The sequence below is a fragment of the Polaromonas sp. OV174 genome (assembly GCF_900112285.1).
Classification (GTDB): domain Bacteria; phylum Pseudomonadota; class Gammaproteobacteria; order Burkholderiales; family Burkholderiaceae_C; genus Polaromonas.
In genome coordinates this window covers 74003-99383 of sequence record NZ_FOKZ01000013.1, presented here as the reverse complement: position 1 = coordinate 99383, position 25381 = coordinate 74003, and the positions used below count along the sequence as shown (strand labels likewise).

Below are 25381 nucleotides of genomic sequence, written 5' to 3'. Positions count from 1 at the left end.
CGCGGCCTTCCCGGGCTGGCTGACACCGCCGCCCTCATCTGCGTTATATTGATTACATGTTTGAAGTCTTGGTCTACGTTTACGAGAATTACTGGCAAGGTGATGCCTGCCCCGAATTTCAGCGGCTGGGGCGCAAACTCACTGCCGCAGGATTCGAGGCCGAAGAAATCCAGGCGGCGCTGGTGTGGCTGGACGGTCTGAACATCGCCGCACAAGGCACGCAGACAGGCCTGCCGGCCAAAGCCTTGGCGGACGGTAGTCAGCCCGCCAGCGTAGGGCCAGGCATTCAAGCGCAATCGGCCAACAGCCTGCGCATTTACTCAGTGGCAGAACAAGTGCATTTGGGCGCGCAAAGCCTGGGGTTTGTCAGTTTCCTGGAATCCTCTGGCGTGTTGCCGCCGCACATGCGGGAAATTGTCATAGACCGCGCCATGGCAGCGCCAGGCGACCCGGTGACGCTGGACGACCTGAAAATCATTGTCCTCATGGTGTACTGGAGCTTTGGCGAAGAGCCGGATGCGCTGGTGCTGGACGAGCTCTGCGACGACACGGAGTTCCGTCTCGCCCACTGAGCTTTGCCCCCCGAAATTGACCGTTAGCCGAGCAAACGCTCCGGATTGGCATCCAGCTTGGCCAGCGCATCGCGCGTAGCGCGCACCGTGAGCGCCTCTTCTTCGGTCGGCACCAGCAAGCCGGCTTGCAGGTAAGCCGCCAGCCGGCGCGCCTGAATCAGGAAGTTGCGGCCGTCGGCGGCGGCAAACAGGTGCAACTGCTGGCGATCGCTGCACCAGGCGAACTGCACATGGCTGATTTGGCCATTGTGGTCCAGACTGAACCAGGTGCCCAACTGCAACTCTTTGGCCCAGGCCCGCATGGCTGCCGTGGGCTGACTGCCGCCGTCGGCAATCACCTCAATATCCGCCGCATCAATGCCTATCATGGTCACCAGGCTGTCCGTATCCAGCGGCAGGTCGCCGACATCCTCATCGGACAGATAGTCCTCCAGATTGGTCAGCCGCTGGGCCATGGCCTCTACCCGTTCCAAGGAAATGGCATCAGTTTTGGACATGAAAGCGTCTGCCAGCGTGTCGCTGATGACTTTCAAATGGCCATCCTGAACCGGTACGCCCAAGCCAAGCATGGACATGCCCAGGCGCAACAATTGCAGCAACTTGGGCAGATCGGCAATGACACGGGCACGATCGCTGCGGTTGGGTTTGGCACTGGCGGCCCACACCAGGTCGGCAGCAGCCCGTTTGAACATGAGGGTTTCCGCATGCTGGGGGCCATTTTTCATCGCGGCAATGGCCAGCACTTCGGCCCAGATTTTGAACAGGAACTCACGGATATCATCGCGTACCGGCATGTCATTGAGCATGTTGCGCATCTCAATGGTGTACTGGATCACCATGGTCTCTTTTTGCTCTATCTGCTGAGCCACACTCACCACACGCGCAGCACTGCCTTGTTCCGACAAAAATTTCGACAAAAATTTGTCAAATTCGTCGTAGACCAGCTGAAACACGCGGCGCCCAGTTTCAGGGTATTGCTCAATCACCTGAACCACCCGCTTGATTTCCGACTCCAGGATGCCGCCTGCCACGGTGACATCGAAACCGAGCACGCAAGAGCCCATGCGGTCAATCAGGCGGCGCGCCGGGTGCTGCAGGGAGCCAAAAAACTCAGGCTCGGAAATCGCGACACGCAACACCGGCATTTGGAGTCGCGCAAACCAGACGCGGATGACCGCCGGAATGCGGTCTTCCGCCAGAATGCTCTGGAACATCAGGGCGACAATTTCAATGGTCGCTTTTTCCGAGGTACTGGAAGCCGCCTGCTTCAGCGCGCTGGTGCGCTTGCGCAAAGCGCCCATGGCCTGATCCACATGGGTCTGACCGTAGGCCTGGCCCTGCGCATCGGCGAGCACGGTTGGCGACTCCGCACCACTGTCCTCGGCCCGCAGCACACTGACCATGGCCTGCTCAAGCTGGGGAGACACCGGATTGGCACGCGTCTCTTCAAAATCCGACACCTGGCTTGAAAGCAGCCGCTTGAGGTGGCCCATCACACCCTGGGCACGCATGCGCACCCGCGCCAAGGGCGAGGTCGCTGTTTCCATGCGTGTTTCATCATAGACCGGGTGATCCGAGCCCCAGTTTCCCGAGGTCTGAGCCGCCGTTTCCTTGCCTCTGTTGACCGCCATGGCAGCGCTCGAAACACCGCTGCGAATATCGCCGCCGTTGTACGGTGAGCCTGTACCGGAAGCGGCTCCCATGCCGGAAACCTGGGATCGACCGAAGTCACTGAGCGGAGCAGCTTTCGATCCGACTTGTCCACGCAGCGACTCGGGACCCCCGTGGCCGCTCGCAGGCGAATTGGTGGTGACGGCTGAAGGGGTTCGCTTGACCAGGGGCCGCAGATCGATTTCCACCATCACGCCTTGCCGCACCAGGAACTCATTGGTCGCGTGGTAGATATCCAGCATGCTTTCCGCCATGCTTTTCTGGACCAGGTCCTGCACCATCAGCCAGGCAGACTGAGGCAAAGACACATGCGCCCACTGCTCGATCAGATGTTGAGCCAGTACTTCGGGGCGGAAAATGTCCTGCTTGTGGAGTTCGGAAAGACCTTCCAGACTCTGCACACGCAACCGAAGATCATTGAGCTCCCAACTTGCAAAATCCAGCAAGCGCAGCGCCAGGCGCGAGGCAAGAATCCTGTTCTCCACCACCTCATCACCCATCAGCTCCAGTTTGTCCGTATCAGCCAATCTTGCAGGCACGACAGCCGATCTGGATGCCTGGGCATTGCTCCAGGCGCGAATGGTGGACTGAACCCAGGCCGCACCATTCTTTTGATAAGCCAGCAAGGCATCGCGCCGTTCCTGCTGCTCGCGTCCACCGCCAGGCTGGGCAGCCAGGGCCGACAAGTTATCGGCAATGGCTTTCGCCAACTCGGGCAACAGGCGCGCTATACGCTCCGTAAATAACGCACGTGCCTGCTCGACAATAAGACTGTTCTTTTGATTACTTGGAGCCACAAACGCCCTGAATGCTATAACTTACAGCTTACACCGTAGCACCTGCGTTGGGATCATTCGGGTCTTCTTCTTTCTTTGCAGGCCCTTTGATCAGGTCTTCGCGCTTGATGCCCAGCCACATCGCAATCGATGCAGCCACGAATACGGATGAGTAAATCCCAAACAGAATTCCGATGGTGAGGGCCAGCGCAAAATAATGCAAGGTAGGGCCGCCAAACAACAGCATGGACAGCACCATGACCTCGGTGGAGCCGTGGGTAATGATGGTACGGCTGATGGTGGAGGTGATCGCATTATTAATGATCTCCACAGTATTCATCTTGCGGTAACGACGAAAGTTCTCGCGGATCCGGTCAAAAATAACCACCGACTCGTTGACGGAATAGCCCAGTACCGCCAATATCGCCGCCAGCACAGGAAGCGAAAACTCCCACTGAAAGTAAGCAAAGAAGCCAAGAATAATGACCACGTCATGCAAGTTGGCAATGATGGCCGCAACGGCATATTTCCACTCGAACCGGAATGCCAAGTAAATCATGATGCCCAGGACCACCACGGCCAGAGCCTTCAGTCCGTCATGCGTCAGCTCATCGCCGACCTGAGGCCCGACAAACTCGGTACGGCGCAAATTCACATCGGGGCTGGCCGCCTTGAGTGCCGTCATGACGGCCTCGCTCTGCTGGGCCGTGCTCACGCCTTTCTGGGCCGGCAAACGGATCATCACATCGCGCGAAGTGCCGAAATTCTGCACCTGCACATCCTTGAAGCCAAGGTCGGCCACGGTATCCCGGATTTTGCCGACGTCGGCAGCCTGGGTGTAGCTGACCTCCATCAGCGTACCGCCAGTGAATTCCACCGACAGATGCAAGCCTCGGGAGAACAGGAAAAACACCGCCAGCGCAAAGGTCGCAAAGCTGATGACGTTGAAGGCCAGGGCGTGCCGCATAAACGGAATGTCACGCCGGATTTTGAAGAATTCCATCTGGGGTCCTTGGGGCAATTCAGGAAAAAGAGCTGACTTTATTTGGCAACGGCGCCGGACGCGTCGGGACGCCACACGGTGCCGATGGAAATCGTCTTGAGCTTTTTCTGACGGCCGTACCAGAGATTAACCAGGCCACGCGAGAAAAATACCGCCGAGAACATGCTGGTCATAATGCCTATGCAATGCACCACGGCAAAACCGCGCACCGGGCCGGAGCCAAAGGCCAGCAGGGCCAGGCCGACAATCAGCGTCGAAATATTGGAGTCCAGAATCGTTGCCCAGGCCCGCTCGTAGCCGGCATGAATCGCCGCCTGCGGCGAAGCGCCACTGCGCAACTCCTCGCGCACCCGCTCGTTGATCAGCACATTGGAGTCAATCGCCATACCCAGTGCCAGCGCCATGGCCGCCATACCAGGCAGCGTCAAGGTCGCCTGCAGCATGGACAGCACGGCCACCAACAGCAGCAGGTTGACGGCCAGCGCCAGGCCAGAGAACAGGCCAAACAGCATGTAATAGACCGCCATGAACGCGACAATCACGACAAAGCCCCAGGACACACTGTGAAAGCCCTTGGAAATATTGTCGGCTCCCAGCGTCGGGCCAATGGTGCGCTCTTCTATGATTTCCATAGGTGCGGCCAGCGAACCAGCACGCAGCAGCAGGGCCAGGTCGCTGGCCTCATTCACGCTCATGGAGCCTGAAATCTGAAACCGGTTGCCCAGTTCGCTCTGGATCACCGGAGCCGTCAGCACTTCGCCCTTGCCTTTTTCAAACAGCAAGATCGCCATGCGCTTCTTGATGTTTTCACGGCTGGTGTCGCGCATGATGCGGCCACCCTTGGCGTCCACCGTCAGGTCGACCTTGGGTTGCTGGTTCTGCGAGTCAAAGCCTGGCTGTGCATCGGTGAGATTTTCGCCGGTCAGAATCACCTGCTTCTTGACAATCACGGCCTGGCCATTGCGCTCGAAAAAGCGCTCCGCTCCAAAGGGTACCGGACCGGTATTGTTTTCCGCAGCTTTGGCTTCAGCGCTGTCGTCCACCAGACGCATCTCCAGCGTAGCGGTGCGGCCAAGAATATCCTTGGCCTTGGCGGTATCCTGCACGCCGGGCAACTGCACCACGATACGGTCTATGCCCTGCTGTTGAATCACCGGCTCGGCCACGCCCAGCTCGTTGATCCGGTTATGCAGGGTCACCATGTTCTGCTTGAGCGCCTGGTCCTGGATTCGGCGCGCGGCCTCAGGCTTGATGGTGGCGGTCAGGCTGTACTCGGTGCCCACAGCAGCCTCAACCATCTGGAGATCAACGAACTGGTCCTGAATCAGCGCCTTGGTCGATGCCAGGGTCGCCGAGTCGCGCAATTTGATCTCTATCGCCTGTCCGTTGCGCGTGATGCCACCGTGTCGGATATTTTTCTCGCGCAAGGACGTGCGAATGTCACCCGCCAGGGATTCCGCCCGTTTGGTGAGCGCCGCCTGCATGTCCACTTGCAGCATGAAGTGCACGCCACCGCGCAAGTCCAGTCCCAGATACATCGGGAAAGCATGCAGCGAAGTGAGCCAGGCGGGTGAACGCGACAACAGGTTCAGGGCAACCACATAAGCCGGATCGGTCGCGTCGGGCGTCAGCGCCTTCTGAATCGCGTCCTTGGCCTTGAGCTGGGTATCGGTATCGCCAAAACGCACCTTGACCGAACTGCCCTCCAGGGCAATGGCATCGGCCGTAATTCCGGCATCCTTGAGTGCCTGCTCCACCTTGGCGCTAGTGGTGCTATCCACCTTGACGATGGCTTTAGCACTGGAGATTTGTACCGCCGGCGCCTCGCCAAAAAAATTAGGCAAGGTATACAGGATGGCGACTAATAGCACGACCACCATAAGGGCGTACTTCCAGACCGGATAACGATTCATGAGAGGGCTGTTCCTGGTGGACGTATGGACAATGACTTGGGCCGGCTCAAGCGACCCCACAACACCTTGCGGCCTTATTTGGCGCTATTGATGGCGCCCTTGGGCAAGACCTGGACGATAGCGCTACGCTGCAATTGCACTTCAACGCCGGGCGCGAGTTCAAGCGTCAGATATGCGTCACCCAGCTTGGTCACCTTGCCCAGCAGACCACCCGCAGTAGCCACCTCATCGCCTTTGGCCAGCGCTTCGATCATGGCGCGGTGCTCTTTTTGCTTCTTCATTTGCGGCCGGATCATCACGAAATACAGCACCACAAACATCAGCACCAATGGCAGCATGCCGGTCAGGGAAGACATCATGTCGCCACCTGCGGCAGCGGCGGGAGCAGTTTGGGCAAAGGCAGAAGAAATGAACACGGCTAACTCCACAATGATTTAAAGGAATACTGATAAGCGCTCCGGCTCTTAGGTAGCCAGGGCGCAGACTTGATGATTGTATGCGTCGGGCAGCATAGCGGAAGCTGGCGCTCACCCGGCTATTTTCAAGCCGGGCGAGCACCGGCCAACTTGCCGTGCGTCCGCGGACACCATAGCGGCTTGCGCCACGGTGCCCCAGCAAGCCCCTGCAGCTTTCAGGGCTTATGCGGCTTGCTGCCGGGAAAGCGCTGCAGGCTGGCGAAAGGACTGCATCAGCGCCGCCCACTGCGGCCGGGCCGTCTCCAGATGGCGCGCCTTGACATGGCCATAGCCTTTGATCAGCTCGGGAATCCGGGCGATTTCAACGGCGGTGGCATGGTTCTCGGCGCTCAGACCGGCCAGCACCTCCTCCAGGCTGGCTTTGTATTCGGCGATCAGCGCGCGCTCCATCTGGCGCTCCTCGGTGCGGCCAAACACGTCCAGCGGCGTGCCGCGCAAGCCCTTGAGGCGGGTCAGCAGCCTGAAAGCCGTCAGCATCCAGGGGCCAAACTGCTTCTTCTGCAATTCACCCTTGTCGTTTTTGGCGGCGATCAGCGGCGGCGCCAAGTGGTAATTGAGCTTGAAGTCGCCCTCAAACATGGTGTTGACCTTGTTCAAAAAGCCGCTATCCGTGTGCAGCCGCGCCACTTCGTACTCGTCCTTGTAGGCCATGAGCTTGAAGAGATAGCGGGTGACGGCCTCGGTCAGCGCGCTCTTGCCCAGTGGCGCTTCCGCCGCGCGCACCTTCTCCACAAACGCCTGATAAGTCTGCGCATAGGCCGCGTTCTGGTAGGCCGTCAGGAAATCCACCCGCTTGGCCAGCATGTCCGTCAGCGCCGGCCGCTTGACGAACTCGATCACCTGCGCTGCCTTGAACAGCGCCTGCACCGCGATCAGGTCGTGAGCGCAGCGACGACCCCATTCAAACGCCGCCTTGTTGTTCTCAACCTGCACGCCGTTGAGCTCGATGGCGCGTATGAGCGCCGCATGCGACAGCGGCACCCGGCCTTTTTGCCAGGCAAAGCCCAGCATCAGCGGGTTGGTGTAAATCGAATCGCCAATCAGCTGCACCGCCACCTGCTCGGCGTCAAAACTCGCCATGCCCCCGGCGCCCACCGCCGAGCGCACGGCGCTTTCGCAGTTGCCACCCGGAAACTGCCAGCCGGGGTTGGTGACGAACGCTGCCGTTGGCGCCCCATGCGAATTCATCGCCACAAAGGTGCGGCCCGGCTGCATGGTGGCCAGCGTGTAAGGGCTGGCCGTCACGATAGGGTCGCAGCCAATGACCAGATCCGCCTTGGCGGTATCCACCTTGGTGGTGTAAATCGCCTCGGGCCGGTTGGCAATCTGGATATGGCTCCAGGTGGCACCGCCTTTTTGCGCCAGACCGCCGGCATCCTGCGTCACCACGCCCTTGCCCTCAAGATGGGCGGCCATGCCCAGCAACTGGCCTATGGTGATGACGCCGGTTCCGCCCACGCCGCCGACCACGATGCCCCAGGCACTTTCAGCGACCGGCAGCACCGGCTCGGGAATCGGGGGCAAAGCGCCCAGGCCGCCCTTTTTCTCCTTTTTGGGCTTCTTGAGCTGGCCACCCTCGACCGTGACAAAGCTCGGGCAAAAGCCCTTGACGCAGGAGTAGTCCTTGTTGCAGCTGTTCTGGTTGATCTGGCGTTTGCGGCCAAACTCGGTTTCCAGCGGCTCCACCGACAGGCAGTTGGACTGCACCGAACAGTCGCCGCAGCCCTCGCACACCAGCTCATTGATGACCACGCGCTTGGCCGGGTCGACCATGGTGCCGCGCTTGCGGCGACGGCGCTTTTCGGTGGCGCAAGTCTGGTCGTAAATGATGATGCTGGTGCCCTTGAGTTCCCGGAACTCGCGCTGTAGGCGATCGAGCTCGTCGCGGTGATAGACGCTGACGCCTGGCGGCAAGCCCATCACCAGCTCGGGGTGAACGGTGGCGCCCGCCCGGGCCGGCGCTGGCGCGGCGCCGGCCCGGTATTTCTCTGGTTCATCCGTCACCACCACCATTTTGACCACGCCCTCGGCGTGCAGGCTGTTGGCGATCTGCGGCACCGAGTGGCCCTCAGGCCGCTCGCCGACCTGCTGGCCGCCGGTCATGGCGACCGCGTCGTTGTAGAGAATCTTGTAGGTGATGTTGACGCCGGCGGCAATGCTCTGGCGAATCGCCAGCAGGCCGCTATGAAAGTAAGTGCCGTCGCCCAGATTGGCGAAGATGTGCTGGTCATTGGTAAAAGCGGCCTGGCCGACCCAGGGCACGCCCTCGCCGCCCATCTGGGTGAAGGTAGAGGTGCTGCGGTCCATCCAGGTTGCCATGTAGTGGCAACCTATGCCGGCCACGGCGCGCGAGCCTTCGGGCACGCGGGTGCTGGTGTTGTGCGGGCAGCCGCTGCAAAACCAGGGAGCGCGCTCCCCGGTGTCAAGCTCGATGGCCGCCATGGCGCGCTCGCGCGCCTCAATGATCGCCAGCCGCGTGTCCATGCGCGCGATGATGTCGGCGGGCACGCCCAACTTGGTCAGGCGCTTGGCGATGGCCTTGGCGATGATGGCCGGCGTCAGGTCGGCCTTGGCGCGCAGCAGCCAGTTATCGCTGGGGTTGGAGCGGCCCCATTCGCCGCCCGAGGCATCGCCCTCGGGCTCGTCAAACTTGCCCAGCACATTGGGACGCACATCGGCGCGCCAGTTGTAAAGCTCTTCCTTGAGCTGGTATTCGATGACCTGGCGTTTTTCCTCGACCACCAGGATTTCCTGCAGGCCCAGGGCAAAGTCGCGCGTGATGCTGGCTTCCAGCGGCCACACCACATTGACCTTGTGCAGGCGTATGCCCAACTGATGGCAAGTGTCCTCGTCCAGCCCCAGATCGGTCAGCGCCTGGCGCGTGTCGTTGAAGGCCTTGCCGCTGGCAATGATGCCGAAGCGATCTTTCGGGCCTTCAATCACGTTGTAATTAAGCTTGTTGGCCCGGATATAGGCCAGCGCGGCATACCACTTGTAGTCCATCAGGCGCGCTTCCTGCTCCAGCGGCGCATCGGGCCAGCGGATATGCAGGCCGCCCGGCGGCATCTGAAAATCTTCAGGAATGATGATCTTCACGCGATCCGGATCGACCGAGACGGAGCTGGACGACTCCACCACTTCCTGAATCGTTTTCATGCCCGACCAGACGCCCGAAAAGCGGCTCATGGCGAAGGCGTGCAAGCCCATGTCGAGAATTTCCTGCACGCTGGACGGGAAGAACACCGGCAGGCCGCAAGCCTTGAAAATATGGTCGCTCTGGTGCGGAGCGGTGCTGCTCTTGCTGATGTGGTCGTCGCCGGCAATGGCGATCACGCCGCCATGCTTGGCGGTGCCTGCCATGTTGGCATGCTTGAAGACGTCGGAGCAGCGATCCACACCCGGGCCCTTGCCATACCAGATACCGAACACGCCATCGAACTTATTGCTTTGCGGGTACAAATCGAGCTGCTGGCTGCCCCAGACGGCGGTGGCGCCCAGCTCCTCGTTGACGCCTGGCTGAAAGACGATGTTTTGCGCCGCCAGATGTTTCTTGGCCGCCGTCAGCGCCTGGTCATAGCCGCCCAGCGGCGAGCCGCGGTAACCACTGATGAAGCCGGCGGTGTTCAGGCCGGCGATGGCGTCGCGCGTGCGCTGCAGCATGGGCAGACGCACCAGCGCCTGCACACCGCTCATGAAAGCACGGCCGTGGTCAAGGGCATATTTGTCATCCAGCGTGACGGTTTCCAGCGCTTTTCGGATGTGCTCGGGCAAGGGTGCGTTCATGGTTGTCGGTCTCCAGATTGTTGTAATACCCGTCTTGTGGGCGAGTGGCGCAGGGACAGCAAAACCCGCCTAGGGTCGGGCCACCAACTGCAGGCAAAGTGTATGCCTGAGCCTCTGATATGTCTTTGCTTTTTTTGCCCCATTCAAGACCGACAGAGAAAGATTCTTGCTGCAAAATAGGATTTATGGAAACATTAGACAAGTTTGACATTGCCATCCTGAATCACTTGCAGCAAGAGGCGCGCTTGACCAACACCGAGCTGGCCTCACGCGTGGGCCTGTCGGCCGCGCCTTGTTGGCGGCGCGTGCGGGCGCTGGAAGAAGCCGGTTTCATCACCGGCTACCACGCCGAAATCAACCGTCACAAGATCGGCCTGGGCGTGCTGGCCTTTGTGCGACTGGACGCCGCCCAGAACAGCGGCAAACTGCTGAAGGCCCTCGAAGAAGCGATACGGGAGCTCCCCGAAGTCGTGAGCTGCCACTACATCAGCGGCACCGGGACCTTTGAGCTGCAGGCGGTCAGCCGCGACCTCAACAGCTTCAGCCAGTTCGCGCGCGACGTGCTGATCAACCTGCCCAACGTGAAGGATTTGCACACCAGCTTTTCGCTGGGCGAAGTGAAGGTCAGCAGCGCGCTGCCGCTGAACCACCTGAAGCCGGGTGAAGCCGGGTGAAGCCTGAGTATTTAAGGGAAATGAGGCCCTAGCCCAATAGCAACGGGCACAACCAGCTATTTATTTGATAGTAAGTAACAACCCTGATGGCGTGACACTTGCCCGTGTCATGCCATCAGTCTGACTGGGCCAGGGCCTATTTGGGCCACAAGACCCAGAGCCGCAGTGGCTGGTTGACGCGCGCCGCCAGCACACCGGCCTCGGCCCCGGTGCCGGCAAAGTAGTCCGCCCGCACGGCGCCAACAATGGCGCTGCCGGTGTCTTGCGCCAGCACCAGTTTTTGCAGACTGGCGGCGCCGCCTTGCGAGGCCAGCCAGACCGGCGTGCCGTAGGGAATGCTGGCCGGATCGACCGCGATGGAGCGGCCCGGCGTCAGCGCCACGCCCTGCGCGCCCTTGGGGCCAAAGGCGGCGTCAAATTCGCTGAGCGCCTCCTCGCGGAAAAAGATGTAGCGCGGATTGCTCCACAGCAGCTGCTGCACGCGCTCCGGGTTTTGTTGCACCCAGGCCTTGGTGGCATCCGGCCAGGGATTGATTTTGCTCACGCCCTGCGACAGCAGCCACTGGTTCACGCTGCGGTAAGGCTGATCGTTGGAGCCGGCAAAGGCGACGCGCACCGTGCGCTGCGCGCCGTCGGGCTCGCTGATGCTGAGCCGGCCCGAGCCCTGGATGTGCAGCATCAGCGCATCGATGGGGTCGGCCAGCCAGGCGATTTCCCGCCCCTGCAGGGCCGCCCTGGCCTCGGGCAAGGTGTCGATTTCCTGGCGCGAGAACCAGGGCTTGCGGCTGCCCAGCGTGGCCGGTGCGCGATAAAGAGGCACGGCATAACCCGCGCCAGTCTGCCGGCTCGCCTTGAGCACCGGTTCGTAATAGCTGGTCAGCAAGCCTTGCGCCTCACCCTGCAGGCTCTCGACGCGGTAGGGCTGCAGCCTGGCCACCATCCAGGCGCGCTGCTCGTCGACGGTGGCAATACTCAGGCGCCTGACCTCGCTGCACAGCGGCGCAAACACCGGGCCCGGGCGCTCGCAGCTCTTGATCCAGGCGTTCCAGGCCTCAAACAGCGCATCGTCGGCAAAGCCCGGCAACTCGTTCCAGTACACCGCCACCCAGCGGCTTTTTCCCTGCACCTTGGGCGCCGGCAGCGCCCCGCTGTCTGCGGGGCGGCTGGCGGCCACAGGCTCAGGCACCGGCTGGGACGGCGGCAGCGGCGTGCTGGCGCAGGACGCCAGCAGTGCAACCATGGCGATAATTGGCAGCAATCGCACCGAGACCCCATTTGTATTCCAAGGAAATGTCATGACCCTACTTTTACTCGAAGCCCTCGGGGCCTTGCTGCTGATGGTGTTCATTGTGTGGTGGACGATGTTTTCGGGCCGAAAAAATGGCGAGATCAAGGAAGAAGCACCGGATGCGGAATCCGGACCGGACCGTAAATAGTCCTTACCAGCACTTAATCGCTACAAATTTCGTAGCAAATTCGCCAATTCCACCGCCGACTTGACCCCCATTTTGTCAAAAACCCTGGCCCGGTGAACCTCTACCGTGCGCACGCTGATGTCGAGCTGATCGGCCACCAGCTTGTTAGGCAGGCCGCCCACCACCAGCCGCATCACATCGCTCTCGCGCTCGGTCAGGCCATCGAGCTGGGCGCGCAAGCTGATGGTCTGGCTGCGCAGGGCCAGGGCCGCGGCGGAATGCTTGAGCGCCTGCTCTATCCGGTCCACCAGGGCATTGTCGGAAAAAGGTTTTTCAAAAAAATCAAACGCCCCCCGCTTGACGCTGTCCACGGCGGTGGGCACGTCGGCATGGCCGGTCAGGAAAATCACCGGCAGGGTGGGCAGCAAGCCGTAAGCAATCAGTTTTTCAAACATGGCCAGGCCGCTCAGGCCCGCCATGCGCACGTCCAGCAGCACGCAGGACGGCGACTGAACTTCAAAGCCCTGGGATACCCGGGCATCAAAGGCCTCGGCACTGTCAAAGCTCTCGCTGAGCAGACGCCGCGTGCGCAGCAGCCAGGCCAGCGCATCGCGCACGCTGGCATCGTCGTCGACGATATACACCGTGGCATGCTGAATCGGTTCCATAACAAATGTCCTAAAAGTTCTGTGGCGCGGCAGTGGCATCAGGCGCGCCAGCCGCTGGCAAGGTAAAACTGAAAATCGTACCCCGGGGCGGGGCGGCGGCATAAGCGAGAAAACCACCATGCTGCTCGATCACGGTGCGGCACAAGCTCAGGCCCAGGCCCATGCCCTCTTCCTTGGTGGTGAAAAAGGGCGTGAACAGCTGCTCGGCCACTTTTTCCGAAATGCCTTCACCACAGTCAATCACCGCAAATTCGATCCAGCGGCTTGACGCATGGCCGGCCGCCGGACGTATGCGCAGCGTCAGCACCTTGCCGCGCAGACCGGCGCTCGGCAGGTCGTCCACGCCCTGCATCGCCTGCATGCCATTGCGCGAGAGATTGAGCAGCACCTGCTCGACCATGGTGCGGTCACACAGCACCGCCGGGCAGTCGGGAGCCAGCTCTATCACTACCCGCACCCCCAGCTTGCGGGACTGCAGAATCACCAGCGGCATGACGGCATCGAGCAAGGAGCGCGGCGCCACCGCCTCGCGCACCCGTTCACGTCGGCGCACGAAATCATGCACGCTTTTGATGACCTTGCCGGCGCGCTCGGCCTGCTCGGCGATGCGGCCCATGGCCAGTTGCAAATCGTCAAACAGGGGCGGTGCCAGATCTTCGGCCGGCCGGCCAGGGGCCGCCATTTCACCCCGCAGCAGATTGAGCGAGCCGGTGGCATAGCTGGAAATCGCGGCCAGCGGCTGGTTCAGCTCATGGCTGAGCAGGGACGCCATTTCACCGACCATGGCCAGCCTGGCCGTGGCCTGCAGGCGATCCTGGCTGGCCCGCGACAGCTCTTCGATGCGGCGTTGCTCACTGACATCGAGAATGGCGCTGACCCAGCCGGTATGCTTGCCCACGGCGTTGATCAGCGGCGCCTCCATGATGAGCACCGGAAACCGCGTGCCATCGCGCCGCATGAACACCGACTCATGGCCCTCGCGCGGCAGGCTGTTGCCCGCCAGCCGGATTTCCTGGCGCTCCTGGTAGATGCCCGCCAGCTCCGGCGGCCAATAAGGAGACGGAAAGCTCTGGTTGAGCAGCTCGCCGGCCTCCACGCCCACCATCTTGCAAAATGCCGGATTGACATAGGTGATGCGCCCCTTCAGATCGCGCGCACGCAAACCCGTCAGCACCGAATTTTCCATGGCCTTGCGAAAGGCCAGGGCTTCGCCCAGATCGTGCTCCACTTTCAGGCGCCGCCGCATGTCGCGAGCCAGCAGGAACAGCACCGCCAGCAAGGCCAGCGCCATGGCCATGACCAGCGCCGTCAGGAAGTTGGGGAACAGGGCCGGGGTGCCAAGACGGCTTTCCATCCTGAGCACCAGCGTGGCACCGGGCAGATCCAGCAATTGCTGCGCCACATAGACCCGGTTGCCGCGCGAGGGCGCGCCGTGCAGCGCCAGGCGTGTGCCGTCCGCTTCGGTGAAGGACAGGGCGACGCCGCGCGCCAGTTGTGGGCCCACCAACTCGCCCAGGATGTCCTGCAGGGAATAGGTGGCCACCGTGTAGCCGGTCAGCTGGCCCGCCAGCACAATCGGCATGCACATGTCAAAAACCTCCATGCCCAGACCGTCGGGCTGTGGCAGGAAGTAGCTGATGGAATAGGCCGCCCCGTTCAGGCGGCGGGCGGTGGTGCAGGTCAGGTTCACGTCGGACAGCAGGTTATCCCGCCCCAGCCGTTCAAACACCGAAGTGCGAAAGGGGGTATCGACAAAACTCAGCAGCTCCAGCGTCTCGGAACGCCATTCGAGCCGCATGATCTCGCGGTGCCCACGCAACACCTCGGCAGCCGGCTGTTGCCAGCTCTCGGGTCGGCGCTCGCTGAACTGCAACGCCTGAAAAGTATGGAGATTGCGGGCCAGCCCGGAGCGTATGTCGGTCACGGTCTCTGCGGCGTTGCGCTCGAGCCGGCCTTGCACCAGGCTGGACTCATAGCGCCCGGCCAGCCAGACCAGAATGCCCAGCAAGGTCAGCACCAGCACCATCAGCAGCACCCAAAGCGAGCCGCGCCGGCCGGCCCAGTTGATGATGTTGCTCACCCGAGGAAACTTCACCTTCAGTTCCCTCACAGCACGCGATGGCGCAAGGCCGGTAGACGATCGCGCACCTCCTGCAGCCTGGCCGCCACGACTTCACCCATCACCACGCCGGCATCCTCGGCCTGCTGCGCCAGCAGCTGGCCCCAGGGATCGACCAGCATGCTGTGGCCCCAGGTACGGCGTCCGTTTTCATGCCTGCCGCCTTGCGCGGCGGCCAGCACATAAGCCTGGTTCTCAATCGCACGGGCACGCAGCAACAGCTCCCAATGCGCCTGGCCGGTGGTGTAGGTAAAGGCACTGGGCACCAGCAGCAGATCGGCCTGCAAGGCGCGGTAGAGCTCGGGAAACCGCAGGTCGTAGCAGATGCTCATGCCTATGGTGTAGACATGGCCGTCGCGCGAGGCCAGCTCGAACCGGACCGGCTGCGTGCCCGCCTCCAGCACACGGGTTTCGTCATAGTCTTCCTGGCCCTGCGCAAAGCGGAACAAATGAATTTTGTCGTAGCGCGCCACGCATTGGCCAGAGGGCGCATAAGCCAGCGACGCGTTGCGCGCACGCTCAGCGCCTTCGGTAGCCATGGGCAGCGTGCCGCCGACAAGCCACAAGCCCAGCTGGCGCGCCGACTGGCTCAAAAAATCCTGCACCGGCCCCTGGCCCGGGGTTTCCTGGAGCTTGAGCTTGTCCGTGTCCTTCAGGCCCATGATGCAAAAGTACTCGGGCAGCAGCACCAGCTCGGCGCCCTGTGCCGCGGCCTGCGCCAGCAGCAGTCTGGCGGCCGCCAGATTGGCGGGCAGGCTGGTGCCTGAAACCATTTGTATAGCGGCTATTTTCATGCTTAACGCGTCTCCGTGGCAGTGCTGCCGGTCTTGGCCTGGGCCTTGCGATCTATCTTGGTGATTTTGGGGTCGGCCCAGGTTCCGTCAATATGGAATTCCTGCGTCGCCGCTTCCATCAGGGGCCGGCGCAAAAACATCTGCGCCAGAAAACTGCCCAGGCCTATGGCGGGATTGATCACCGTGGCAATCAGCGAGGCCGTACCGGCATTGATCTCGGGTATCACCACCACCTTGATGTTTTGCGTTTCACGGGCAATGTCGGCGCTGCCGTCCATCAGCACCGCGGCATTGACACCGCTCATCTGCAAGTTGTTGGTGCGCGCCACCCCCTGGTTGATGGTGACATCGCCGCGCACGAAATCAAAAGCAAAGCCCTCGGAAAAGACATCGCGAAAATCCAGCGTCAGCCGCCGGGGCAGCGACTGCAGGCTCAGCACCCCCAGCAGTTTGGCAATCCCCGGATCGGCCTTGACGAACTGACCGGACTCGACGTTGACGTTGAACTGACCGCTCAGGGTCGGGTAGTCCAGGCTCAGCGGCGAACCGATCCAGCCCACCTGGCCTTCGAGCTTGCCCTTGCCGCGACGGATCAACTCGCCCATGCCAAAACGCTTGAGCAATTCACCCGAATCGGCGATGTCCAGCCTGAAATTCATCACGGTGCGGCGACGCTCGGCGCTGGCCCGTGCGGCACGTGAGCCGCCCGTCGCGGCCACTGCCTGCGCATTCACCGCTACCCAGTTGCCGGTCGCCGTCAACACGGCTTCGGGCAGGATCACATTGAGCTTGTTCAAGCGCCACTCGCGAGCGCCGCCCTCGGCCGCCACCGAGACCGCCCGGTTAACCGCCTCGATTTCAACCCGCCCCAGCTTCTTGCCGCGCAACTCCAGCGCCTCCACCACGATGTCCAGGGCTGGAATGCTGGCGGGTTGCTCATTCAAAATGGCCTCCACGTCGCTGGCCGTGCCGGGCGCCAGATTCAAGCGCGAGAGCCGCGCGTAGACGCGAGCGGCACCGGTACCGCCAGACTGGCGATATTCGACATAGCCACTGAGTTCGGCGGCATCGATATTGGCGCGCCAGTTCATGCCCTCGCGCGAACCACCCACCACCACATTGTTCAGCCTGTGGCCTTGCACCAGCAACTCCTTGGCGCGCAGGGCAATCACCGAGGGCAGATAAGTCATGAGCGCCGCCGCAGGCGGCCCGGGCACGGCACTGGCGCCAGCTGCCGGGGCCAGAATTTTCTCCCAGGCATCCAGATCCACCCGGGCCAGATTGATGTTGGCCGCCACGACCGTCTCCTGCAAGGGCACGGTTTCATCGGCCTCCAGGCCCACGGCAATAGCGCCCCGGATCACACGCGGCTGCTCGCCACTGAGATCGCGCACATAGTTGACGGACGCCACACGGCCTATGCTCAGCGACAGCTGATCCTGCAGTTTTTGTCCCGCACCCATGGCATCCCGCAGCAAGGCATTCTCCAGGCGCAGCGGCAAGGCGGACTCCGCGGTTTTGCCCAGCGGTGCCGGCAAATTCAGCGCCAGGCCCTGCAGGCTGCTGCTGACCAGGAGCTCGGGAACCCCGCGCCTAAAACCCAGCGAAGCCGTGTAAGCCGTGCTGCCACTGGCATGCTGGGCCAGGCGGGAAACCGCGCCCAACTCAGCGGCCTGGCGCAGGCCTTCCGCCGTGAGCGTGCCCTGCGCCTTGAAAGCCACGCCGTTGTCTGGCTCCGGCGCACCCGCCGCACGGGCCAGCGCGCGCGTGCCGCCGTCAAAACGGAGGTCGCCGCCCAGCAGCTGCGCCTGGGCGCCGGTGACCGAAAAGCCCCGCTCGTTCAGCGTGACCAGCCCCTTGAGTTTGCGCAATTGCGGGGTGTCAGGGCTGAAGCGCACATCGTTGCCGGGCAGGGAAATCGTGCCCTCGACCCGGGATTTTTCAATCGCATGAATCGGCAGGTTCAGGCGAAAACGGTAGTCGCCCGTGCCGCTGGCCACGGCCTTGGCCAGCACCTGATCCGTCATCTCGCCCACCGGCGAGGTGTTGACAAAGCCCACGGCGTCGGCCACCGCCCCTTTGATATCCAGCGCGACCTCGACGGTGGCCTCATGGGTCAGATCGGGAATGCGGGCACTGCCCTTGACCAGTTGCAGACCGGGCAAACCGACCACCTTGCCGGTGGCGCCATTGACCTCCAGCGCCGCCCGATTGAACACCAGCTCACCATCGAGCCCGGTCAGGGCCGGCCAGGGTGCGGAACCCGCCGGTTGCAGGCTTTTCGGCACATAGGCGAACTGGCCGTTTTTCACCTTGACGGAGACCCGAAAGTCGCCCTGCGCCGGATTGCTAAAAGGCAGGTGGTTGACGGCCCCCTTGACCTTGAATTTCACGTCGCTGACCTGGCCCTTGAGCACCGCGTCGCGGACATAGTGGCGCACCTCCGGCGCCAGCACCAGCGGCAAGTAGCGGTGCACCCGGCTGCCATCGCCCCGGCTCAAGCTGCCCTGCAGATCCAGCACGCCGGGAAAGCGATGATCGACCGCAGCGCCGACCGCAGCCGCCGCGTCGTCGGTGCGCCAGCGGACCTGCGCTTCGCCCTGCGCATCGGCATTGGCAAACTGCAGATTGCGCAACTGCATTTCAATTTTCGAGCCTGTGAATTTCCATTGCGCATCCGTCGACAACTGGTCCAGCGGCACCCGCGGCTCTTCAAAGATACCGGGTAGCTCAAGCGCGCCCTGGCGAATTTTTACCTTGGCCTGACCGCCCTCCTGCGTCAGATCGAAATCAATATCCGCACCGCTGATGCCCGGCCGACCGGGTGTGGCCGGCGTTGCGCCGTCGGCCTGCGCCGCCACACTCAGGCCCAGCACCCGGCCCTTGGCCGCAAAACTGCTGGGCGCTTCCAGCGGCCCCTGCCAGCGGGCATCCACGGTTTGCACCACTCCCTCAGGGGCAAAATTGCCGATCAGCGCATGGGTGGCCTGATCCAGTGGCAGGCGGTTGGCAATCTGGGCCAGCGCCGCCAGATCCAGCTTGTCGGCCTTGAGGGTGCTGTGCTGGGGGCTGCCCGCCTGCGCATTGCTGTGCACCAGCGCCAAATTGCCGCCCGGCCACTGCAGGCCATCGCGGCTGCGAAAGCGCAGACCCTCGGTGCTGAAGTCAAAGCCCTTGGCATGCTGCTCACCGCCTATGCGGCCGGCGATGGATTCGAAGCCCAGCGGCTGCAGCTTGGCGCCCAGCTTGGCGTCCACGTCCTGCAGCGCCACATCGGCCACCCCACCGCTGAACTTGCCCTGGCTGACATCGACCCAGGCGCGCAGCGCCCCATGGCCCCGGTTCAGCTCCACGCCCAGCGAGTCCAGGCTGAGGTATTGCTTGATGCGGGACGCGTCGACACGGCCGAACTCGCCATACAGCTGGCCACTCCAGGCGGAAAAGTCGCCCGCCTTGCCCGACAGCAATGACTGCCGGAACATCCCCCTGAGACTGAAGCGCTCGCCCCATTCGGCCGGCGGTGTGGCATCCAGGCGCATCAGGTGGCGGCGCCTGCCGTTGCGCACCACGCCGTCCACCTGCGTCAGGGCCAGTGAGGGCGCCTGGCGCAGCTCGTCGGTCCAGCGCACGGTGCCGCCGCGCAGCACAAATTCGGTCTGTGAAAAAAACCAGTCCGCCAGCGCGCTATGGCCGGCCTCCTGTTCCGGCGAAACCGCCAGACCGCCGACGTAGATTTTTCCATCGGCGGCGCGCCGTATGTCCAGCTCGGGCTGGTCGATATACAGCTGCTCAAAACCCAGGCCCCACAGCGAGGTGGGCGACAGGGCGCCCAGCAGGCGCGGCAGATGCACGGCCGCGCGCCCCTGCGCATCGAGCAGACTCACGTCGCGCAACTCAAAAGAAGGAATCAGGCCGCGCGATTGGGCGCTGATCTGCCCAATGCGAACCGGCACCCCCATGGCTTTGCTGGCCTCTGCCTCCAGGCGCGGACGAAATTCCCCGATTCGCGGCACAATCCAGCCATGCAGCACGACCCAGCTCAAACCAAAGAGCAGCCAGGCCGACACGACCAGCCACAACAGGACACGCATGAGCACAGCGATCCCACGCAGGCGTAGTGACGGCAAGGCTAGCGGGGTGGGGGTCGTTGGCTCCATTGACCTGAGAATTATGACCGTCGGCGCCACTGTTCGCCCGATGCAGAACCACAGAAGTTTGTGAAGTAGTGTGATGACCCTCGCCTCAACCGTCTGCGCCAACTCCCCCGCCCCCCTTGACCCTGCCTCGGCTTATTCCCGCTTTGTCCAGCGCATACGCCGGCGTTATGCCGAACTATTGCCCTTGCAGCCCGAGGGGGCGCCGCTGCGACCCATGATGCAGGACACGCTGGACGCGCTGCTGACGCGCGGCCTGGAAACCGGTGCCGCCCTGCGGGTGCTGCGTCAGCTGGTGCTGGAGCGGCTGGTGGTACTTGATTGTGAAGTTGGAGCCCCCACGCTCGCCACTGCGTGTGCTTCGCTGCCCCCCGAGGGGGCGCTGCGCCTGCGGCCCGGCGAAGCCGGTTCCGCGGCCCCTGCTGGGGGATGCGGGGACGGCCCCGTACTGGCCGCCCCAGCACCCCAGCTTGGCACCGGCGTTGAACTGCATGTCGTTACCCGGGCCATGACCGAGCTGGCTGAGCTGGCGCTGGATGTCGCCATGCAGCACTCCAGCGCCCAACTCGACACTTTGCACGGCGCACCACTGGCCGCCAGCGGCGAACGCGCCCGCATGTGGGTGGTGGGCATGGGCAAGCTGGGTGCGCGCGAGCTCAATGTCTCCAGCGACATCGACCTGATCTACGTCTACGACCAGGACGGCGAAACCGCTGGCCGTGCCGACGGCCGGGGCCAGATCTCCAACCACGAGTACTTCTCGCGCCAGGTCAAAGCCGTCTTCAGCCTGATCGGCGATAGCACCGAACACGGCTTTGTGTTCCGGGTCGATCTGGCCTTGCGGCCCAATGGCAACTCGGGGCCGGCCGCCATTTCGCTCAGCGCACTGGAAGAGTATTTTCAGGCCCAGGGGCGCGAATGGGAGCGCTTTGCCTGGCTGAAAAGCCGGGTCGTGGCGCCGCTGCAATGCATACAGAGCGGCGCAGCGCAAGCCTTGCGCGGCCCGGTGCTGCCTTTTGTGTTCAGGCGCTACCTGGACTACAACGTCTTTGATGCGCTGCGCATCCTGCACCGGCAAATCCGCGAACACGCGGCCAAGCGCTGCGCCGGCCACCCCGAGCGCGCCAACGACGTGAAGATGTCGCGCGGCGGCATACGTGAAATTGAGTTCACCGTGCAAGTGCTGCAGGTGGTGCGCGGCGGCCAGTTTCCCGAGCTGCGCACGCGCCCCACACTGGACGCCCTGCAGCGCCTGGCTCGCGCCGGGCTGATGCCGCAAGACACCGCCGATGCGCTGGCGCGGGCCTATGATTTTTTACGCAAGGTGGAGCACCGCATCCAGTACCTGGACGACCAGCAAACCCATGTGCTGCCGACCCGCGACGACGACCTGCACTGGATTGCCCAGACCATGGGCTATAGCAATTGCTGCCTCTTTCTCGGCGACCTGGATGCCCACCGCGAGCTGGTCGCCGGCGAGTTTGACATCCTGCTGGGCGGCAAGCCCGAGTGCAAGGGTTGCGGCAAGTCAGCCGGCACTGCGCAGCAGCTGGACGACCTGCTCGAGCAGTTGCCCGCCGAATGGCCTGAGCAGTTTCGCACCCGGCTGGCGCTGTGGCGCCAGCATCCGCGCGTGCTCGCCTTGCGCGAGGACTCACGCGCCCGCTTGAGCCGGCTGGTGCAGCGCACCGCACAGTGGCTGATGGAAGGCACGGTCTCCGAAGAGGCCGCGCTCAGGCTCATAGACTGGGTCGAGCCGCTATTGCGCCGGGAAAGCTATCTGGCGCTGCTGCTGGAGCGCCCGGCGGTGCATGAGCGCCTGCTGCGGTTGCTGGGCGCCGCCAAATGGCCGGCTCGCTACCTGCTGCAGCACCCGGGCGTGATCGACGAGCTGACCAGCGACGAATTGCTGCACGAGCGCTTTGACAGCGCGGTCTTCACCCGGGACCTGCAGCAGCGCCTGGTCGCGCTCAGGCGCACCGGGGAGGCTGACGAGGAAAGCTGCCTGAACCTGCTGCGGCGCGCTCACCACGTCGAAGTGTTTCGCACCCTGGCCCGCGACGTGGAAGGCGTGCTGACGGTGGAACAGGTGGCCGACGATCTGAGCGCCCTGGCCGAAGCGATTCTGGCCATCACCGCCGAATGGTGCTGGAGCCACCTGAAAAACCGCCACCGCAGCGACAGCGAAGGGCCACAGTTCGCCATCATTGCCTACGGCAAGCTGGGCGGCAAGGAACTGGGCTACGGCAGCGATCTGGATATCGTGTTTGTCTATGAAGACGAGGACGAGCGCGCGCCCGAGGTCTATGCCGCCTTTGTGCGCAAGCTCATCAACTGGCTGACCGTCAAGACCGGCGAAGGCGACCTGTTCGAGATAGATACCGCCCTGCGCCCCAACGGCAACTCCGGTCTGTTGGTCACGTCCTTTGCAGCCTATGCCGCTTACCAGCAGCAGCGCGGCAGCAACACCGCCTGGACCTGGGAGCACCAGGCCATGACGCGCGCGCGCTTCGTGCTGGGAGACGAGTCGCTGCGCCAGCGCTTTGACCAGGTCAGGCAGGCCGTCATCACGGCGCCGCGCGACCCGCTGGCGCTGCGCCAGGAAATCGTCGCCATGCGCGAGAAGGTGAGCGGCGCGCGCACGGTAAAACGACCCCACGCTGCGCTGCCCCCCGAGGGGGCTCTCCCGCCTAGGGGCGGCCCGTCGGCATTCGGGGACGAAAAATTCGATGTCAAACACAGCCCCGGCGGCATGGTGGACGCCGAATTTGCGGTGCAATTCCTGGTGCTCTCGCAAGCCGCCCAGCATCCGGAACTGGTCGCCAACGTCGGCAATATCGCCCTGCTGCAGCGTGCCGAAAGCGCCGGCCTGCTGCCGCCCGGCGTGGGCCAGCAGGCCGCCAGCGCCTACCGCGAGCTGCGGCGCGTGCAGCACCGCGCCCGCCTCAACGAGGAGCCGACCCAGGTCACGCCGCCAGCCTTGCAGGCCGAGCGCGAAGCAATCCAGCAGCTATGGGGCGCCACCTTCAAGTCAAACGAGTGATTTAATTAAATCACTCGTTTGACTCATGTGCTTTAATCCGGCACATGCCTGCCGCCCGCCCGCCCACTCGCCCCTTGTCCCCCGCAACGCCCGAGGGCGAGCGCCGCCGGCAGCGCTCCGACGGCGCCCACGCCCGCACACAGCTGCTGCACACGGCGCTCAGGCTGTTCGCCGAACAAGGCTTCGCCAAGACCTCCATCCGCGAGATTGCGCAGGCTGCGGGCGCCAATGTCGCCGCCATCAGCTACTACTTTGGTGACAAGGCCGGGCTGTACCGGGCGGTGTTCAGCGAGCCCATAGGCAGCGCGCGCGACGACATCGCGCTGTACGACCAGCCCGGCTTCACGCTGCGCCAGTCGCTGCAAGGCTTTTTTGCCGGCTTTCTCGAACCCATGCGCCAGGGCGAGCTGGTGCAGCTGTGCACGCGGCTGCACTTTCGCGAGATGCTGGAGCCCACCGGCCTCTGGGCCGAGGAAGTCGACCAGGGCATCAAGCCCGCGCACGCGGCGCTGGTGGCCGTGCTGTGCCGTCATCTGGCGCTGGAGCAGGCCGATGACGATGTGCACCGGCTGGCCTTCTCCATCACCGGGCTGGCGGTCCAGCTCTTCATCAGCCGCGATGTGGTGGAGCTGATACGGCCCGAGCTGTTCGGCACGCCGCAGGCCATAGATTGCTGGGCCGCCCGCCTGGTCGACTATGCGCAGGCCATGGTCGCCAGCGAAGCCCTGCGCCGGAACAAGCCCGCCGCCCGCCCCGCCGCGAACTCACCGCCCCAGGAGCGCAAGCCATGAAAAAAATCCCCTCCCGACGCTGGCTGTCCGGCCTGCTGCGCTGCTGGCCTTTGTCTGCCCCTTTGTCTGCCTTGTGGCTGGCCGGCTGCGCCATGCAGCCGCCCGCACCGCCCCTGACGCTGGCGATTCCCGCGCAATGGCAGGCGCCCTTGCCGCCCGGCAGCGACACCACGCTGCCGCACCAGGGCAGCCTGAACCAGCTGTCGCAGTGGTGGCAGCAACAAAACGATGCGCTGCTGGTCAAGCTGATCATGGCGGCCGAAGCCGTCAGCCCCTCCATTGTTTCGGCGCGCTCCAACATCGAGCAGGCACGTGCGGCCAGAGTCGCCTCGGGAGCGGCCTTGCGGCCCAGCCTGGACGCCACGGGCGCACTGACCCGCGGCCTGCCGGCGCCGGTGAACCGGGCGGTACCGCCGCTAGCCACCACCGCCCAGCTGGGTCTGCAGGCAAGCTGGGAAATCGACCTGTTCGGCCAGCACAGCGCCAGCCGCGATGCCGACCAGCAGCGCCTGGTGGGCAGCCAGGCGATGTGGCATGCCGCGCGCGTGTCGGTGGCTGCCGAAGTGGCCAGCCAGTACTACAGCCTGCGCGCCTGCGAGAAACTGCTGGCCGTGACGCGCGCCGATGCCGCTTCGCGAGCCGAGACCGCGCGCCTGACGGCGCTGGGCGTCAAGGCCGGCTTCCAGGCGCCGGCCAACGCCGCCCTGGCGCGCGCCAGTGCCGCCGAAGGCCATGGCAATGCCATCCAGCAAAGCGCGCTGTGCGACCTGGATGTCAAGGCGCTGGTGGCCCTGACCGGCCTGGCCGAAAGCGACTTGCGCCAGCAACTGGCCCAGGCGCTCGACGACTCCGCGCCTGAGGCCATGGCGCCGCTGATCAGCGTGCCGGCCCAGGTGCTGGCGCAACGGCCGGATATTTTCAATGCGGCCCGCGAGGTCGATGCCGCGCATGCCGAGGTCGGCAGCGCGCTGGCCCACCGCTACCCGCGCCTGACCCTGACCGGCGCCATTGCCCGCTCCCAAACGGTATCGCGCGGCGCATCCTTACGCTATGACACCTGGTCCGTCGGGCCCTTGCAACTGACGCTGCCGCTGCTTGACGGCGGCGCCAGCGCGGCCAACGTGGAGGCGGCCCGGGCGCGCTACGACAATGCCGCGGCCCAATACCGCGGCAGCGTGCGGCAAGCCGTCAAAGAGGTTGAAGAAGCGCTGATCCACCTGCAAAGCAGCGCCGACCGCAAGGATGACGCCGAGATTGCCGCCAGCGGCTACGCCAGCGCTTTCAAGGCGACGCAGGCGCGCTACCAGAGCGGCATGGCCAGCCTGGTGGAACTGGAGGAGACCCGGCGCAGCTGGCTGGCGGCGCAAAGCGCCGTTGTCAGCCTGCAGCGCGAACGCCGCAGCGCCTGGGTGGCTCTGTACCGGGCGCTGGGCGGCGGCTGGAGCACCGCCAGCCCGCCACCGCCGCCCCTGGCCGCCGACAGTGCCCGCGCTAGCGCGCCGGCGCCTCTCTGAACACGGAGCTTTCCC

At 63.6% G+C, this 25381-nt stretch carries 16 protein-coding genes; 6 read left to right on the top strand and 10 right to left on the bottom strand.

The window, feature by feature from the left end; all coding sequences use genetic code 11:
* The first annotated feature begins 56 nt into the window (after nucleotides 1-56).
* Complete coding sequence (locus BM160_RS13075; RefSeq protein ID WP_092006053.1) at nucleotides 57-572, top strand: Smg family protein; 516 nt, start codon at nucleotides 57-59, stop codon at nucleotides 570-572.
* Between the two features lie 23 nt (nucleotides 573-595).
* On the opposite strand, the gene BM160_RS13070 is transcribed toward BM160_RS13075, so the two are convergent.
* The 5 genes from BM160_RS13070 to BM160_RS13050 all read right to left on the bottom strand — a co-directional run bounded on the left by BM160_RS13070 (nucleotide 596) and on the right by BM160_RS13050 (nucleotide 10194).
* Nucleotides 596-3040, bottom strand: a complete 2445-nt coding sequence (locus BM160_RS13070; protein ID WP_092006050.1) for a DUF1631 family protein — start codon at nucleotides 3038-3040, stop codon at nucleotides 596-598.
* A 28-nt stretch (nucleotides 3041-3068) separates the two neighbouring features.
* A complete protein-coding gene (gene secF / locus BM160_RS13065) occupies nucleotides 3069-4022 on the bottom strand; it encodes a protein translocase subunit SecF (RefSeq protein ID WP_092006047.1) in 954 nt (317 codons plus the stop codon).
* A 38-nt stretch (nucleotides 4023-4060) separates the two neighbouring features.
* Nucleotides 4061-5935 carry a protein translocase subunit SecD gene (gene secD / locus BM160_RS13060; RefSeq protein ID WP_092006044.1) on the bottom strand — a complete coding sequence of 625 codons (1875 nt, stop codon included), beginning with the start codon at nucleotides 5933-5935 and terminating at the stop codon, nucleotides 4061-4063.
* Nucleotides 5936-6009: 74 nt separating this feature from the next.
* Nucleotides 6010-6351, bottom strand: a complete 342-nt coding sequence (gene yajC / locus BM160_RS13055; protein ID WP_092006041.1) for a preprotein translocase subunit YajC — start codon at nucleotides 6349-6351, stop codon at nucleotides 6010-6012.
* A 222-nt stretch (nucleotides 6352-6573) separates the two neighbouring features.
* Nucleotides 6574-10194, bottom strand: a complete 3621-nt coding sequence (locus tag BM160_RS13050) for an indolepyruvate ferredoxin oxidoreductase family protein (protein WP_092006038.1) — start codon at nucleotides 10192-10194, stop codon at nucleotides 6574-6576.
* A gap of 185 nt (nucleotides 10195-10379) precedes the next feature.
* Here BM160_RS13050 and BM160_RS13045 point away from each other — a divergent pair, with 185 nt between their 5' ends.
* Complete coding sequence (locus tag BM160_RS13045) at nucleotides 10380-10868, top strand: Lrp/AsnC family transcriptional regulator (protein ID WP_092006035.1); 489 nt, start codon at nucleotides 10380-10382, stop codon at nucleotides 10866-10868.
* A 136-nt stretch (nucleotides 10869-11004) separates the two neighbouring features.
* Here BM160_RS13045 and BM160_RS13040 read toward each other — a convergent pair whose 3' ends face one another.
* Nucleotides 11005-12165 carry a murein transglycosylase A gene (locus BM160_RS13040; protein WP_255368876.1) on the bottom strand — a complete coding sequence of 387 codons (1161 nt, stop codon included), beginning with the start codon at nucleotides 12163-12165 and terminating at the stop codon, nucleotides 11005-11007.
* Here BM160_RS13040 and BM160_RS22635 point away from each other — a divergent pair.
* Nucleotides 12164-12304 (top strand): hypothetical protein, encoded by a 141-nt coding sequence (locus tag BM160_RS22635; protein ID WP_177219013.1) that lies wholly within the window; start codon nucleotides 12164-12166, stop codon nucleotides 12302-12304. The two genes, BM160_RS13040 and BM160_RS22635, sit on opposite strands and share 2 nt — an antisense overlap.
* Before the next feature lie 20 nt (nucleotides 12305-12324).
* Here BM160_RS22635 and BM160_RS13035 read toward each other — a convergent pair whose 3' ends face one another.
* Genes BM160_RS13035 through BM160_RS13020 form a run of 4 tightly spaced genes read right to left on the bottom strand, consistent with a single transcriptional unit; the run spans nucleotide 12325 to nucleotide 19955 of the window.
* Nucleotides 12325-12951: a response regulator transcription factor gene (locus BM160_RS13035; protein ID WP_092006029.1), complete on the bottom strand. Its 627-nt coding sequence runs from the start codon at nucleotides 12949-12951 to the stop codon at nucleotides 12325-12327.
* Between the two features lie 10 nt (nucleotides 12952-12961).
* Nucleotides 12962-15046: a two-component system sensor histidine kinase NtrB gene (locus tag BM160_RS13030; protein WP_092006211.1), complete on the bottom strand. Its 2085-nt coding sequence runs from the start codon at nucleotides 15044-15046 to the stop codon at nucleotides 12962-12964.
* Nucleotides 15047-15057: 11 nt separating this feature from the next.
* Nucleotides 15058-15864 (bottom strand): carbon-nitrogen hydrolase family protein, encoded by an 807-nt coding sequence (locus BM160_RS13025; protein ID WP_092006026.1) that lies wholly within the window; start codon nucleotides 15862-15864, stop codon nucleotides 15058-15060.
* A 2-nt stretch (nucleotides 15865-15866) separates the two neighbouring features.
* Complete coding sequence (locus BM160_RS13020; protein WP_255368875.1) at nucleotides 15867-19955, bottom strand: YhdP family protein; 4089 nt, start codon at nucleotides 19953-19955, stop codon at nucleotides 15867-15869.
* Between the two features lie 139 nt (nucleotides 19956-20094).
* Here BM160_RS13020 and glnE point away from each other — a divergent pair, with 139 nt between their 5' ends.
* Genes glnE through BM160_RS13005 form a run of 3 tightly spaced genes read left to right on the top strand, consistent with a single transcriptional unit; the run spans nucleotide 20095 to nucleotide 25366 of the window.
* Entirely contained in the window at nucleotides 20095-23061 is a 2967-nt protein-coding gene (glnE, locus tag BM160_RS13015) for a bifunctional [glutamate--ammonia ligase]-adenylyl-L-tyrosine phosphorylase/[glutamate--ammonia-ligase] adenylyltransferase (protein ID WP_092006021.1), read from the top strand.
* A 44-nt stretch (nucleotides 23062-23105) separates the two neighbouring features.
* The gene (locus BM160_RS13010) at nucleotides 23106-23852 is read left to right on the top strand and encodes a CerR family C-terminal domain-containing protein (RefSeq protein ID WP_092006018.1); all 747 of its coding nucleotides are present in this window, start codon (nucleotides 23106-23108) and stop codon (nucleotides 23850-23852) included.
* Nucleotides 23849-25366, top strand: coding sequence for an efflux transporter outer membrane subunit (locus BM160_RS13005; RefSeq protein ID WP_092006015.1), 1518 nt, complete (start codon nucleotides 23849-23851; stop codon nucleotides 25364-25366). The genes BM160_RS13010 and BM160_RS13005 overlap by 4 nt, the downstream gene beginning before the upstream one ends.
* Nucleotides 25367-25381: the final 15 nt, after the last annotated feature.

Coding starts and splice junctions, on each gene's coding strand:
- BM160_RS13075 (WP_092006053.1), top strand. CDS start 57: ATGTTTGAAGTCTTGGTCTACGTTTACGAGAATTACTGGCAAGGTGAT.
- secF (WP_092006047.1), bottom strand. CDS start 4,022: ATGGAATTCTTCAAAATCCGGCGTGACATTCCGTTTATGCGGCACGCC.
- secD (WP_092006044.1), bottom strand. CDS start 5,935: ATGAATCGTTATCCGGTCTGGAAGTACGCCCTTATGGTGGTCGTGCTA.
- BM160_RS13050 (WP_092006038.1), bottom strand. CDS start 10,194: ATGAACGCACCCTTGCCCGAGCACATCCGAAAAGCGCTGGAAACCGTC.
- BM160_RS13045 (WP_092006035.1), top strand. CDS start 10,380: ATGGAAACATTAGACAAGTTTGACATTGCCATCCTGAATCACTTGCAG.
- BM160_RS22635 (WP_177219013.1), top strand. CDS start 12,164: ATGACCCTACTTTTACTCGAAGCCCTCGGGGCCTTGCTGCTGATGGTG.
- BM160_RS13040 (WP_255368876.1), bottom strand. CDS start 12,165: ATGACATTTCCTTGGAATACAAATGGGGTCTCGGTGCGATTGCTGCCA.
- BM160_RS13035 (WP_092006029.1), bottom strand. CDS start 12,951: ATGGAACCGATTCAGCATGCCACGGTGTATATCGTCGACGACGATGCC.
- BM160_RS13025 (WP_092006026.1), bottom strand. CDS start 15,864: ATGAAAATAGCCGCTATACAAATGGTTTCAGGCACCAGCCTGCCCGCC.
- BM160_RS13020 (WP_255368875.1), bottom strand. CDS start 19,955: ATGCGTGTCCTGTTGTGGCTGGTCGTGTCGGCCTGGCTGCTCTTTGGT.
- glnE (WP_092006021.1), top strand. CDS start 20,095: ATGACCCTCGCCTCAACCGTCTGCGCCAACTCCCCCGCCCCCCTTGAC.
- BM160_RS13010 (WP_092006018.1), top strand. CDS start 23,106: ATGCCTGCCGCCCGCCCGCCCACTCGCCCCTTGTCCCCCGCAACGCCC.
- BM160_RS13005 (WP_092006015.1), top strand. CDS start 23,849: ATGAAAAAAATCCCCTCCCGACGCTGGCTGTCCGGCCTGCTGCGCTGC.